General features: G+C 65.3%; 14 protein-coding genes. 5 read left to right on the top strand and 9 right to left on the bottom strand.

The annotated features are described in order from the left end of the window. Positions 1–21: 21 nt before the first annotated feature. The 4 genes from NYR58_RS03695 to NYR58_RS03680 all read left to right on the top strand — a co-directional run bounded on the left by NYR58_RS03695 (position 22) and on the right by NYR58_RS03680 (position 1182). A complete protein-coding gene (locus NYR58_RS03695; protein ID WP_261519174.1) occupies positions 22–243 on the top strand; it encodes a nitrilase-related carbon-nitrogen hydrolase in 222 nt (73 codons plus the stop codon). A 14-nt stretch (positions 244–257) separates the two neighbouring features. Next, positions 258–566: a type II toxin-antitoxin system RelE/ParE family toxin gene (locus NYR58_RS03690; protein WP_261519115.1), complete on the top strand. Its 309-nt coding sequence runs from the start codon at positions 258–260 to the stop codon at positions 564–566. Further along, positions 550–858, top strand: a complete 309-nt coding sequence (locus tag NYR58_RS03685; protein ID WP_261519114.1) for an addiction module antidote protein — start codon at positions 550–552, stop codon at positions 856–858. Before NYR58_RS03690 ends, NYR58_RS03685 begins: the two co-directional genes overlap by 17 nt. 99 nt (positions 859–957) lie before the next feature. Further along, positions 958–1182, top strand: a complete 225-nt coding sequence (locus tag NYR58_RS03680; protein WP_261519113.1) for a nitrilase-related carbon-nitrogen hydrolase — start codon at positions 958–960, stop codon at positions 1180–1182. Between the two features lie 65 nt (positions 1183–1247). Here the strand turns inward: NYR58_RS03680 and NYR58_RS03675 are convergent, their stop codons facing one another. The 6 genes from NYR58_RS03675 to NYR58_RS03650 form a co-directional block, all read right to left on the bottom strand. Beyond that, complete coding sequence (locus NYR58_RS03675) at positions 1248–1934, bottom strand: ABC transporter ATP-binding protein (RefSeq protein WP_261519112.1); 687 nt, start codon at positions 1932–1934, stop codon at positions 1248–1250. Continuing rightward, positions 1931–2680 carry an ABC transporter ATP-binding protein gene (locus NYR58_RS03670; RefSeq protein ID WP_261519111.1) on the bottom strand — a complete coding sequence of 250 codons (750 nt, stop codon included), beginning with the start codon at positions 2678–2680 and terminating at the stop codon, positions 1931–1933. The genes NYR58_RS03675 and NYR58_RS03670 overlap by 4 nt, the downstream gene beginning before the upstream one ends. Then, positions 2673–3656, bottom strand: coding sequence for a branched-chain amino acid ABC transporter permease (locus NYR58_RS03665; protein ID WP_261519110.1), 984 nt, complete (start codon positions 3654–3656; stop codon positions 2673–2675). The genes NYR58_RS03670 and NYR58_RS03665 overlap by 8 nt, the downstream gene beginning before the upstream one ends. After that, complete coding sequence (locus NYR58_RS03660; protein ID WP_261519109.1) at positions 3653–4573, bottom strand: branched-chain amino acid ABC transporter permease; 921 nt, start codon at positions 4571–4573, stop codon at positions 3653–3655. Before NYR58_RS03660 ends, NYR58_RS03665 begins: the two co-directional genes overlap by 4 nt. A 109-nt stretch (positions 4574–4682) precedes the next feature. Continuing rightward, positions 4683–5819 (bottom strand): ABC transporter substrate-binding protein, encoded by a 1137-nt coding sequence (locus NYR58_RS03655; protein WP_261519108.1) that lies wholly within the window; start codon positions 5817–5819, stop codon positions 4683–4685. Positions 5820–5905: 86 nt separating this feature from the next. Then, complete coding sequence (locus tag NYR58_RS03650; protein ID WP_261519107.1) at positions 5906–7534, bottom strand: benzoate-CoA ligase family protein; 1629 nt, start codon at positions 7532–7534, stop codon at positions 5906–5908. Between the two features lie 237 nt (positions 7535–7771). On the opposite strand from NYR58_RS03650, the gene NYR58_RS03645 reads away from it, so the two are divergent. After that, positions 7772–8602 (top strand): alpha/beta hydrolase, encoded by an 831-nt coding sequence (locus NYR58_RS03645; RefSeq protein WP_261519106.1) that lies wholly within the window; start codon positions 7772–7774, stop codon positions 8600–8602. Between the two features lie 21 nt (positions 8603–8623). Here NYR58_RS03645 and NYR58_RS03640 read toward each other — a convergent pair whose 3' ends face one another. Genes NYR58_RS03640 through NYR58_RS03630 form a run of 3 tightly spaced genes read right to left on the bottom strand, consistent with a single transcriptional unit; the run spans position 8624 to position 12218 of the window. After that, positions 8624–10621, bottom strand: coding sequence for a 3-hydroxyacyl-CoA dehydrogenase NAD-binding domain-containing protein (locus NYR58_RS03640; RefSeq protein WP_261519105.1), 1998 nt, complete (start codon positions 10619–10621; stop codon positions 8624–8626). Between the two features lie 7 nt (positions 10622–10628). Continuing rightward, a complete protein-coding gene (locus NYR58_RS03635) occupies positions 10629–11024 on the bottom strand; it encodes a RidA family protein (RefSeq protein ID WP_261519104.1) in 396 nt (131 codons plus the stop codon). Positions 11025–11033: 9 nt separating this feature from the next. Then, positions 11034–12218, bottom strand: a complete 1185-nt coding sequence (locus NYR58_RS03630) for an acyl-CoA dehydrogenase (RefSeq protein WP_261519103.1) — start codon at positions 12216–12218, stop codon at positions 11034–11036. Positions 12219–12252: the final 34 nt, after the last annotated feature.

The raw sequence follows: 12252 nt of genomic DNA, 5'->3' as shown, positions 1-12252 counted from the left end.
GGGCCGGCGGGCGGACAGGGCATCGCCCGGCTCGACGGCATCGCACGTGAAACGAAGGTAGCCATCATTGCCGGCTTTGCCGAAGCCGCGCAGGAGGCCACCTACAACAGCGCGGTGTTCGTGGACGGCCGCAACCGCCCCGTCATCTACCGCAAATCCCATCTTTACGGCGCCTATGAGCGCGCGCTTTTTGCCGCTGGCGCGCCTTGCGCGTGCGGACTCTTGACAATGTGTATATTATAATATACAAAACCCCTATGTTCACGATCAGACGCACCGATATATTCGATGGCTGGCTGAAAGGCTTGAAAGACCGTCGAGCGGTTGCGCGGATCGCCCGTCGCATTGACAGATTCGAGAACGGAAACCCCGGCCTCACAAGGGACCTTGGGGATGGCGTTAGCGAAATGAAGGTCGATTATGGGCCGGGCTACCGCATCTATTATTGCCGCCGTGGCAAGGTGATTTTCCTTCTGTTGTGCGGCGGCGACAAGCGAACACAGAGCAAGGACATAGCCGAAGCCAAGCGGATGGCAAAGGAGTGGAAGGATGACGAAGGAAATTAAAACTGCCCCTTGGGACAGCGCGGAATATCTCGATACGCCCGAAGCGATAGAGGAATACCTTATTGCCACTTTCGAGGATGGCGACGCCGGGGAAATCACCAAGGCCCTGGGCACCGTCGCCCGCGCCCGCAACATAAGCAAGCTGGCGCGAGAAGTGGGCATGACGCGTGCCGCGCTCTATCGCGCGTTCAATGGCGAAACCAGCCCGTCCTTTGACACGATCATGAAAATCATGCGCGCGCTTGGCGTGAAGATCACGCCCAATGTGTCCAAAAGCGAGGAAGCGGCCTGACAGACCGGCCGATGACCAGTGCGCCGTCCAGCTTGTGGCGGTGCCCACGGCATTGCCGGCAAGCGATCACGCCACGCTGATTGCCCGCAAGATGATCCCGTGCGCGCCTTCGAGAACCAGATCTTCCTTGCCTACGCAAATCATTGCGGTGCGGACGATCTCTTCTCCTATGCCGGCCTGTCGGCCATCGCCGCCCCTGACGGGTCCTTGCTTGCCGAGGCGGACGGAGCGGGCGAAACGCTGCTCATGGCCGACATCCATCCTGAAGATTTCGCCGCGTCGAATGCCGCCAACCCCTATCTGCGCGATCTGCGAAACAGGTGAGGTCGAGAGCTTTCCACTTCGGCAAGCGAAGACAATCGACATTCTTGGGCGGAAGCGGGCGGTCCCTACACGCCGAGATAGCGGTCCTGAAGATCGGGGGTGAGCCCTGCGGGTGGGCCTGCGAAGACCGTTGCGCCCTTTTCGAGCACGAAGCAGCGGTCGGCCACCGGCAGCAGCTCCGACAGCGTCTTGTCGACGACGAGGATGGACTGCCCGGCAGCCTTGAGCTTGCCAAGCGCCTCCCAGATGTCGCGGCGGATCACCGGGGCGAGCCCCTCGGTAGCCTCGTCGAGGACAAGCAGGCGCGGATTGGTGGTAAGAGCGCGGCCGATCGCCAGCATCTGCTGTTCGCCTCCCGAAAGGGTGCTCGCATACTGGTCGCGCCGTTCGGACAGGCGGGGGAAGAGGTCGAAGACCCGGCCTTGCGTCCACGTGCCGGCGCGCGCTGCAACGGCGAGGTTTTCGGCCACCGTGAGATTGGGGAAACAGCGGCGGCCTTCCGGCACAAGGCCCAGTCCCAGGCGCGCGATGCGATGCGCCCGCTGCCCCGCAATCTCCTGTCCAAGAAAGCGGATCGAGCCTGAGCGCGCGCGCACCAGGCCGAAGATGGTGCGGATGGTCGTCGTCTTTCCCATGCCATTGCGGCCCATCAGGGCCACCACCTCGCCTTCCTTCACGTCGAGGCTGACGCCGAACAGGGCCTGGGAGGCCCCGTAGAAGCTTTCGACCTGCTCAAGTTCCAGAAGACTCACGCGCTTTCTCCGAGATAGGCCCGGCGGACTTCGGGGTCGTTGCGTATCTCGTCCACCTTGCCGGTGGCGATGACGCGGCCATAGACGAGAACGGAAATCCGGTCGGCGAGCGCGAAGACAGCGTCCATGTCGTGTTCGACCAGAAGGATGGGCGCCTCCTGGCGCAGCGCATCGAGGAAGGCCGTGAGCCTTCTGGAGCCTTCCGGTCCCATGCCGGCCATGGGTTCGTCGAGGAGGAAGGCTCTGGGACCAAGCGCCAGCGCAATGGCGATCTCCAGTTGCCGGCACTCGCCGTGCGACAGTTCGGCGGCCGGCACATGGGCGCGCTCGGCAAGGCCGACGCGCGCCAGCATGGCCATGGCCGGCTCGGTAAGGCTTGCGTCCTGCATGACGGGGCGCAAGAAGCGCAAGCTCGACCCCTGCCGCGCCTGCACGGCCAGCATCACGTTGCGCAGGGCGGAGAACTCCCTGGCAAGCGAGGAGGTCTGGAAGCTGCGGGCAAGGCCCAGCCGGGCGCGCGCTGCCATGTCGAGCCCGGCCACGTCACGGCCGAGGAAGCGGATGGTGCCGCTGTCCGGCGTCAGCGAGCCGGCGATCTGATGGATGAGGGTGCTTTTGCCCGCGCCGTTCGGACCGATGAGCGCGTGAATCTCGCCGCGCACCAGATCGAGGCTCACACCGTCAGTCGCCTTGAGCGCGCCGAAGCTCTTTCTGAGGTCGCGGATTTCCAGGACCGTTTCAGCCATGGCTCTGCCTCCCCGCGACGAGGCCGATGAGCCCGCCACGCGCAAACAGTACGACGCCCAGGAGAATGAGGCCGAGGAAGAACTGCCATCGCTCGGTGATGCCGCCAAGCACATGCTCCAGAAGCACATAGAGCATGGCACCGGCCACGGGGCCGAAGAGCCGGCCCTTGCCGCCGAGGATGATCAGCACGATGAGCTCGCCCGACATGTGCCAGGAGAGCATGGAGGGGCTCACGAAATGATTGAGATCGGCAAAAAGGGCGCCGGCAACCCCGGTCATCATGGCCGAGATGACGAAGGCGGTCAGGCGGATGTCGAAGGGCGCAATTCCCACCGCCGCCAGGCGCACCTCGTTCTGCCGGGCCGCCTGCAGGGCCGCGCCGAAGCGGGAATCGCGCAGCGCCCGGAAGACGAGGAGCCCCAGAAGAAGCAGGCCGTAGCAGACCAGGAAGAAGGGCAGCGGTGCCGCCGTGTTGACCCAGGGAAAACTGTTGCGCAGATAGATCGAAAGCCCGTCCTCGCCGCCATAGGCGGGCCAGGAGATGGCGAAGTAGTAGATCATCTGCGCGAAGGCGAGCGTGATCATGATGAAATAGACGCCCGAGGTGCGCAGGCTCACCGCGCCGATCGGCAGGGCCACGAGACCGCAGACGACCATCGCCACAAGCCAGATTGCCGGCATGGAGGTGGTGCCGGCAATGCCCAGGAAGAGCGGCTCGGCATTGAAGGCATGCGTGGCGAGGATCCCCGCCGCATAGCCGCCAAGCCCGAAAAAGGCGGCATGGCCGAAGGAGACGAGACCGCCGAGGCCGAGCGCAATGTTGAGCCCCACGGCCGCCAGCGCAAGCACCGCGATGCGCGTTGCCAGCGTCACATAGAAAGGCTCGCCCATCGCCGAGGCGGCAAGCGGTGCCGCCAGCAGGAGCAGGGCAAGGGTTGTGTTGGTGGCCGCTTCGCGTGTCACGGCGCGCCTCATGACTGTGCCGAAAACAGGCCGCTCGGCCTGAAGGCGAGGATCAGGGCCATGACGATATAGATCAGCATGGAGGCGAGCGCCCCGCCCACCAGCGCGGCCTGCGAGGGCGCAAGCATGAGGGTGAGCGCCTGCGGAAGCAGAAAGCGGCCCATCGTATCGACCACACCCACCAGCACGGCGCCGAACAGCGCGCCCTTGATGGAGCCGATGCCGCCGATGACGATGACCACGAAGGCGAGGATGAGAACCGGCTCGCCCATGCCGACCTGCACGGACTGCAGCGCCCCGACGAGGGCGCCGGCAAGGCCGGCAAGGGCGGCCCCGAGCGCGAAGACGACCGTGTAGAGGGTCGAAATGTCGACGCCGAGGGCGGCGATCATCTCGCGATCGGATTCGCCGGCGCGAATGCGCATGCCGAGGCGTGTGCGCGCGATCAGCAGGTAGAGGCCGACCGCCACTGCAACGCCGACGCCGATGATGGCGAGCCTGTAGAGCTGGTATTGCCCGCCCCCGGGCAGGGGCACAGCGCCCTGAAGGGCTGGCGGAATGTCGAGATAAAGCGGGAAGGAGCCGAACAGCCAGCGGGTCCCTTCCGAAAAGATGAGAATGAGCGCGAAGGTGGCGAGCACCTGGTCGAGATGGTCGCGCTCATAGAGCCGGCGGATGACGGTGATCTCCATGATGGCCCCTGCCGCCGCGGCGGCGGCAAGGCTGGCGGCCAGGCCGATCCAGAAGGATCCGGTGGCTGTCGCAACGATCGCGCAGGCGAAGGCGCCGATCATGTAGAGCGAGCCATGGGCAAGGTTGATGAGCCCCATGACGCCGAAGATGAGCGTCAGGCCCGCGGCCATGAGGAAGAGCATGACCCCAAGCTGCAGCCCGTTCAGCAATTGCTCGATCAGAAGGGCGATGGACAAGGAACGTGATCCGAAGCTTCAGCGGAAACGATGGCTTGCCCGCACTGCCGCGCCGCCTCTCTGGACGGCGCGGCAGCGCGCGCGATGGCAGGCGCGGCGGCCGGGCGCCCTACATGTTGCACTGTTGCGCGTAGGCGTCCTTGTGATCGGTAAAGGCCTTGGCCACGATCCTGTTGGTCAGGACATCGCCTTCCTTCACCACCTCGCGGATATAGATATCCTGAATCGGGTGGTTGTTGGTGTTGAAGCTGAACTTGCCACGCACGGATTCGAAATCGGCCTCCTTCAATGCCGCACGGAACGCTTCCTTGTCCTTCACGCTCGCCTTGGACAGCGCGGACAGGATGAGGTTTGCGGTATCCCAGCTCTGCGCCGCATAGACGGAAGGCAGACGGCCATATTTGGCCTGAAAGGCTTCGACGAACTTGTGATTGGCCTCGTTGTCGAGGTCCTTGGCCCAGGTGGCCGAGTTCCTGATTCCCAGCGCCGCATCGCCCACCGCCGGCAGGATGTCCTGGCTGAAGGAGAAGGCGGGGCCCATGATGGGAATGTCGACGCCCGACTGGGCATATTGCTTCAGAAAGGCGATGCCCATGCCGCCGGGCAGGAAGAAGAAGACGGAGTCGGCGCCCGAGGCGCGGATCTGCGCGATCTCGGCGGCATAGTCGGTCTGGCCCACCTTGGTGTAGACCTCGCCGGCGATCTCGCCCTTGTAGAAGCGCTTGAAGCCGGTGAGCGAATCCTTGCCGGCCGGATAATTGGGGGCAAGGATGAAGGTCTTCTTGTAGTCCTGGTTGGCGTATTGCCCCATCGCCTCGTGAAAATTGTCGTTCTGATAGGCGACGTTGAAATAGTTGGGGTGGCAGTTGGGTCCGGCAAGCGCCGAGGGGCCGGCATTGGGCGACAGATAGATGACATCCTGGGCCACCGCGTTGGGCACGACGGCCATGGCCAGGTTCGACCAGATGATGCCGGTCATGAGGTCGACCTTGTCGCTCTGGATCATCTTCTGGGCAATCTGCACGGCAAGCTCGGGCTTGCGGGCATCGTCCTCGATGACGAGCTCGATGTCCTTGTTGCCGGACTGCTCGATGGCCAGCGTGAAGGCGTCGCGCATGTCGATGCCGAGCCCGGCGCCGCCGCCCGACAGCGTGGTGATGACGCCGATCTTCACCGGCTCGGCCGCGGCTGGGCCGGCGGCCATGAGCGACAGGCCGAGCAGTCCCGTGGCAAGAGCATTTTTCATTGTCGTTCCCCTCCCGTGATTGGGTGTTTCAGAGTTGGCAGCGAGATTTCCAGACTTCCGCCGGCAGTGCAACCTTGAGAACGCGGTCATTGCGTGGGCTCCTCGCGCAGCCGGAAGCGCTGGATCTTGCCCGTCTGCGTCTTGGGCAGCGCCTCGACGAACCTGATCGAGCGCGGATATTTGTAGGGCGCGATGGTTGCCTTCACGTGGTCCTGCAGGCGCTTCACGCACTGCGCATCGCCCTTTGCGCCTTTGGCAAGCACCACATAGGCTTCGACGATCTGCCCACGTTCGGCGTCAGGGGCGCCGATCACCGCGCATTCGGCGACATCGGGATGCGTGAGAAGCGCCGCCTCCACCTCGGGGCCGGCGATGTTGTAGCCGGCGCTGATGATCATGTCGTCACTGCGCGCGACGAAATGGAAGAACCCCTCCTCGTCCTGCAGGAAGGAATCGCCGGTGATGTTCCAGCCGTTGCGCACATAGGCGCGTTGCCGTTCGTCGGCCAGATAGCGGCAGCCGGTGGGGCCGCGCACGGCCAGCCTGCCCGGCGTGCCGCGCGGCAGCTCGTTCATCTCGTCGTCGACGATGCGCGCCTCATAGCCGCTTACGGGCCGGCCGGTGGACCCGGGCTTCAGGTCCTCGAAGCGGTTGGAGATGAAGATGTGCAACATTTCCGTAGCGCCGATGCCATCGAGGATCGGCCGGCCGGTCTTTGCGATCCACTCCTCGAAGACCGGGGCTGGCAGCGTCTCCCCTGCCGAGACCGCCGCGCGCAGCGAGGAGAGGTCGGCGCCGTCGTCCATCGCCTTCAGCATGGCCCGATAGGCGGTGGGCGCGGTGAAACAGATCGTCGCGCGGTAGGTTTCTATGATGTCGATCATGTTGGCCGGCGTGGCCTGCTCCAGCAGCGTGGCGGCCGCGCCGAAGCGCAGCGGGAAGATCGCAAGGCCGCCAAGGCCGAAGGTGAAGGCCAGGGGCGGCGAGCCCACGAACACGTCGTCGGGGGTCACCTGCAGGATCTCCCGGGCATATCCGTCAGCGATGATCAGCAGATCGCGATGGAAATGCATGGTGGCCTTGGGAACGCCGGTGGTGCCGGAGGTAAAGCCCAGAAGCGCCACATCGTCCCGGCCGGTCCTTACCGCCTCGAAGGTGACCGGCTTGTCGAGAGCCGCCCGGTCGAGCTCCGCATCGTGATTTGCCGTGCCGTCGAAACCCACCACCTGCTTGAGGAACCGGCTTTCCTTCGCGCAGGCGACGATCTCGTCCATCAGGCGGGTGTCACAAAGCGCCAGCGAGACCTGCGCCTTGTCGACGATCTTGGCAAGCTCGCCGGCCCTGAGCATCGGCATGGTGTTGACGACCACGGCACCCGCCTTGGTGGCAGCCAGCCAGCAGGCCACCATGGCCGGGTTGTTGGCCGAGCGGATGAGAACCCGATTGCCCGGCTTGACGCCATAATTCTCGACGAGCGCATTGGCGAGCCGGTTTGTCCAGTCGGCCAGCTCCTTGTAGGTGCGGCGGCGGCCATTGCCGATCAGGGCGGTGCGGTCGGCAAAGCCCTTCTCGACCATGCGGTCCGTCAGCTCGACGGCGGCGTTGAGGTATTCGGGATATTCAAACCCGTCGAGAAGCAGGTCCGGCCATTCATCCGGCGGCGGAAGATTGTCGCGCGCAAAGGTGTCGACATGCGCAGTCGGTCCAAGCCTCATGCAGTCCTCCCTGGTTCAGGCGGGACAAGGGGGCACACGCTGCATCCGGCGGCATTCTCAAGACAGGCCTGCAAACCGGCATTCATGAAGGGCACGGCGAGCCTCCCACTCTCGTCCAGGCACTGCAAGGATGACATCAGTCGCAAAATACTTCAAGTATAAAATTTTTTCGGGGGCGGTTGACTCCGCTGCCCGGAGGGCGGCTTTTATGGCTGTGTCAAGGGAGGGGAGCGGCCGATGTTCGAGCGCATGATCACCGATTGGGACGACGCCTATGCCAACGGTCCCAACATTCCCGGTGGCGAGCGATGGCCGCAGGCCTGGGAGGAGCCGGCCCGGCATCTCCGCGACCGCCTTTCCAAGGCGGGCCGGGCGCGCCTGGACCTTGCCTATGGCGAGCGCCCGCGCAACCGCCTCGACCTGTTCCTGCCGGCCGGAGGGCCGAGGGGTCTCGTGGTTTTCGTCCATGGCGGCTACTGGCTGAAGCTCGACAAGAGCTACTGGTCGCATCTGGCCGGGGGCGCGCTGGAGCACGGCTATGCCGTTGCCATGCCCTCCTACACGCTGTGCCCGCAGATCCGCATTGCCGGCATCGTGAAGGAGGTGGCCGCGGCCATCGCCATGGCGGCCGGCATGGTGGACGGGCCTTTGCTGCTCACGGGGCATTCCGCCGGCGGCCATCTCGCCAGCCGGATGATCTCGCACACAACGCCGCTTGCGCCGGATGTTCGACGGCGCATTCGTCGCGTCGTCTCGATCTCCGGGCTGCACGATCTGCGCCCGCTCATGCGCACGGCCATGAATGAAAAGCTCATGATCGACGAGGCCGAGGCACAGGCCGAAAGCCCGGCCCTCTTGCGCCCCATCGAGGGCGCGCGCATCACCTGCTGGGTGGGCGGTGGCGAGCGCGCGGAGTTTCTGCGCCAAAATGCGCTGCTTGCCAATATATGGACGGGTCTCGGTGCCGTCACCTCGGCGGTGGTGGAACCCGATCGCCACCATTTCACCGTCATCGACGGGCTGGCCGATCCCCATCACCCCCTCACGCGGGCCCTGCTGGCCGAATAGGCGGCGCGACGAGCCGCCGGCTCAGGACGTCAGGCCCTGGCCGGCGGCAAAGAGCGGCCCGCCCCGGTGGGCGGGAAAGCCATAGCCATGGATCATCACCAGGTCGATGTCCCCTGCCCTTTCGGCAATGCCCTCGGCGAGCACCGCCCTGCCCTCTTCTGCCATGGCCGCAAGCAGGCGGGTGACGATCTCGTCTTTCGGGATCTCGCGTGCGGCAATGCCCTTTGCCTTGCGGCACGCCTCGATCAGCGCCGTCACCTCGGGATCCACGGTGCGCACCCCGTCGGGATAGGCATACCAGCCGCGGCCGGTCTTCTGGCCGAAGCGGCCCATTTCGCACAGCCTGTCGGCGATCTCCACATAGCGTTCGGCCGGGTCGCGCCGGGCTGCCTGCCGCTTGCGCCGTGCCCATGCAATCTCGAGCCCCGCCAGATCGAACACGGCGAAGGGGCCCATCGCGAAGCCGAATTCCTCCATCGCCGCGTCGATCTCCTGTGGCCAGGCGCCATCCTCGACCAGAAACTCCGCCTCGCGCCGATAGGCCGAGAAGATGCGGTTGCCGATAAAGCCCTCGCAGACGCCGCAGACAATGGGCAGTTTCCCGAGCTGGCGGGCAAGCGCCATGCCGGTGGCAAGAACCTGCGGCGCCGTCTTTTCGCACCGCACCACCTCCACGAGCCGCATCACATGGGCGGGGGAGAAGAAATGCAGGCCGCAGACGCGCTCCGGCCTCTTTGTCGCTGCCGCTATGGCGTCGGGGTCCAGATAGCTGGTGTTGGTGGCAAGAACCGTGTCGGGACGGACGATGCCATCGAGCTTTGCAAAGAGCGCGCTCTTGACGGCGAGATCGTCGAAGACCGCCTCGATCACGACATCGGCCATGGCAAGATCGGCGAGCGCATGGCTGACGGTGAGGCGTTGAAGGCGCTGCTTGCGCCCGGCTTCGTCGATGCGGCCGGATTTCACCGCCCGCTCGACCATCGATTCGATGCGCTCATGTCCCCTTGCGGCCGCCTCCTGCGACTGTTCCACCACGATCACCTGAAAACCGGCATTCAGCGCCGAGACGGCGATGCCGGAGCCCATCAGGCCGCAGCCGACCACGCCGACCGTCTCCACCGGTTGCGGCTCGATCCCTTCGAGCCCCCTCACCTTCGCCGCGGCCCGTTCGGCAAAGAAGACATGGCGGAGCGCCTTTGCCTGGTCGGAGTCGCGCAATCGCAGGAATGTCGCGCGTTCCTCGGCCAGCCCCTCGGCCAGCGGTCGCAGGCCCGCAAGACGCACGAGCCGCACGGCCTCTGCGGGCGCCTCCTGGCCGCGCGCCCGCGCAAGAATTCTGGCCACCGCCTTGTCGATGGCGGCCTCCTCCTCGCTTCCGACCGTCAGCGCCCCGGTTCGGCGCAGCGGCGCGGCGGCGAGCTGCGGGGCGAGGGCAAGCGCCTGCTGTGTCGGATCGCCGGCAACCACCTGATCCACGATGCCGAGCGACAGGGCTTGCGAAGCCGCCACGATCCGCCCGCTGGCGATCAATTCGGCCGCCCTGGCAAGGCCCGAAAGCCGTGGAAGGCGTTGCGTGCCGCCGGCACCGGGCACCACGCCGAGCTTCACCTCCGGCAATCCCACCTTGGCCGCCTCGGCGGCGATGCGGTGGTGACAGGCAAGGGCAATTTCGAGCCCTCCGCCCAGCGCGGCGCCGTTGATGGCGGCCACCACGGGCTTCGTGCTCGCCTCGATGGTCTCGACCAGCTTCGGCAGTGGCGGTTCGGCCGGGGGTTGGCCGAACTCCCTGATGTCGGCGCCGCCGACAAAGACGCGTCCCGCGCCGGTGACGACCACGGCGCGGACATGCCCGTCCTCATCGGCATGGCGGATGGCGGCAAGCAGGCCAGCCCGCATGTCTGCCGAGGCGGCATTGACCGGCGGATTGTCGATCACCACCAGCAGCACACCATTCTGCAGCCTGCCTGAGACGGTTTGCGAGAAGCGTATCGCCGCGCCCTTGTCGTCCTCGTCCTGCATGATGCCCTCAGTCAGGAACCACGGCCATTGCCTGGATTTCCACCTTGGCGCGGTCCTCCATCAGTGCCGTAACCTCCACGGCCGCCATCGCCGGATAGTGCCGGCCGATCACCGCACGGTAGGCGTCGCCGATTTCCTTCAGATTTGCCTGATATTCCGCCTTGTCGGTGAAATACCAGGTCATGGAGGTCAGGTGTTCCGGCCGCGCGCCGGCTTCGGCAAGCACGGCCACGACATTGGCAAGCGTCTGGCGCACCTGCCCCACAAGGTCATCATGCTCGAACCTGCAATCGGCGTTCCATCCCACCTGGCCGCCGACGAAGACGAGCCTGCCGCGGGCGGCAACACCGTTCGCATAGCCAATGGGCTTGGCCCAACCCTCGGGCTGCAGAATGCTGTGCATCGGGACTCCTCAATTCGCAAAGGCTGGAATGCCGGTAATGGCACGGCCGAGGATGAGGGCGTGGATGTCATGCGTGCCCTCATAGGTGTTGACGACCTCCAGATTGACCAGATGGCGTGCCACGGAAAACTCGTCGGAAATGCCGTTTCCGCCCAGCATGTCGCGCGCGACCCGCGCGATCTCGAGCGCCTTGCCGCAGGAATTGCGCTTCAGGATGGAGGTAAGCTCCACGGGCGGATGCCCCTCCTCCTTCAGGCGCGCCAGGCGCAGGCAGCCCTGCAGTCCGAGCGCGATCTCGGTCGCCATGTCGGCGAGCTTCTTCTGGATGAGCTGATTGGCGGCCAGCGGGCGCCCGAACTGCTTGCGCTCCAGCACATATTGCCGGGCAGTGGCATAACAGGCTTCCGCGGCCCCCAGCGCACCCCAGGCGATGCCGAAACGCGCCGAATTCAGGCATGTGAACGGACCCTTCAGTCCCGAGACCTCGGGCAGCATGTTCTCCGCCGGCACGAAGACCTCGTCCATGACGATTTCACCCGTAACCGAGGTTCTCAGGCCCACCTTTCCCTCGATCTTGGGTGCCGAAAGGCCCTTCCATCCCTTCTCCAGAATGAAGCCGCGGATGGCGCCATCCTCCGTCTTGCCCCAGACGAGGAAGACATCGGCGATCGGCGCATTGGTGATCCAGGTCTTTGCGCCGCTGAGGCTGAACCCGCCATCGACGGCGCGGGCGCGCGTCTCCATCGAGCCCGGATCCGAGCCGTGGTTGGGCTCGGTGAGACCGAAACAGCCGATGAGCTCCCCGCGCGCAAGCCCCGGCAGATAGCGTGCCTTCTGCTCCGCGCTGCCGAAGGCTTCGATGGGCAGCATCACCAGAGAGGACTGCACGCTCATCATCGAGCGGTAGCCGCTGTCGACCCGTTCGATCTCGCGCGCAATCACGCCATAGGCGGTGTAGGAAAGGCCGGCGCCGCCATATTCCGGCGCGATGGTGGGCCCGAGAAGCCCGAGCTCTCCCATCTCGCGGAAGATCTGGGCATCGGTTCTTTCGTGCCGGAAGGCTTCCAGCACGCGAGGGGCGAGTTTGTCCTGCGCATAGCGGCGAGCGGTCTGCATCACCATGCGCTCTTCTTCCGACAATTGGCGTTCGAGCCCGAAGGGGTCGGCCCAGTCGAATGTTTCGCGATCTGCCATCGGTCTTCCTTCACTCAGCGTTATCGGGCGCCCC

The sequence above is a fragment of the Chelativorans intermedius genome (genome assembly GCF_025398255.1).
Classification (GTDB): domain Bacteria; phylum Pseudomonadota; class Alphaproteobacteria; order Rhizobiales; family Rhizobiaceae; genus Chelativorans; species Chelativorans intermedius.
This window is presented reverse-complemented; position numbering and strand designations above follow the sequence as displayed.

Coding starts and splice junctions, on each gene's coding strand:
- NYR58_RS03650 (WP_261519107.1), bottom strand. CDS start 7,534: ATGAGGCTTGGACCGACTGCGCATGTCGACACCTTTGCGCGCGACAAT.
- NYR58_RS03665 (WP_261519110.1), bottom strand. CDS start 3,656: ATGAGGCGCGCCGTGACACGCGAAGCGGCCACCAACACAACCCTTGCC.
- NYR58_RS03685 (WP_261519114.1), top strand. CDS start 550: ATGACGAAGGAAATTAAAACTGCCCCTTGGGACAGCGCGGAATATCTC.
- NYR58_RS03630 (WP_261519103.1), bottom strand. CDS start 12,218: ATGGCAGATCGCGAAACATTCGACTGGGCCGACCCCTTCGGGCTCGAA.
- NYR58_RS03690 (WP_261519115.1), top strand. CDS start 258: ATGTTCACGATCAGACGCACCGATATATTCGATGGCTGGCTGAAAGGC.
- NYR58_RS03655 (WP_261519108.1), bottom strand. CDS start 5,819: ATGAAAAATGCTCTTGCCACGGGACTGCTCGGCCTGTCGCTCATGGCC.
- NYR58_RS03670 (WP_261519111.1), bottom strand. CDS start 2,680: ATGGCTGAAACGGTCCTGGAAATCCGCGACCTCAGAAAGAGCTTCGGC.
- NYR58_RS03645 (WP_261519106.1), top strand. CDS start 7,772: ATGTTCGAGCGCATGATCACCGATTGGGACGACGCCTATGCCAACGGT.
- NYR58_RS03640 (WP_261519105.1), bottom strand. CDS start 10,621: ATGCAGGACGAGGACGACAAGGGCGCGGCGATACGCTTCTCGCAAACC.
- NYR58_RS03635 (WP_261519104.1), bottom strand. CDS start 11,024: ATGCACAGCATTCTGCAGCCCGAGGGTTGGGCCAAGCCCATTGGCTAT.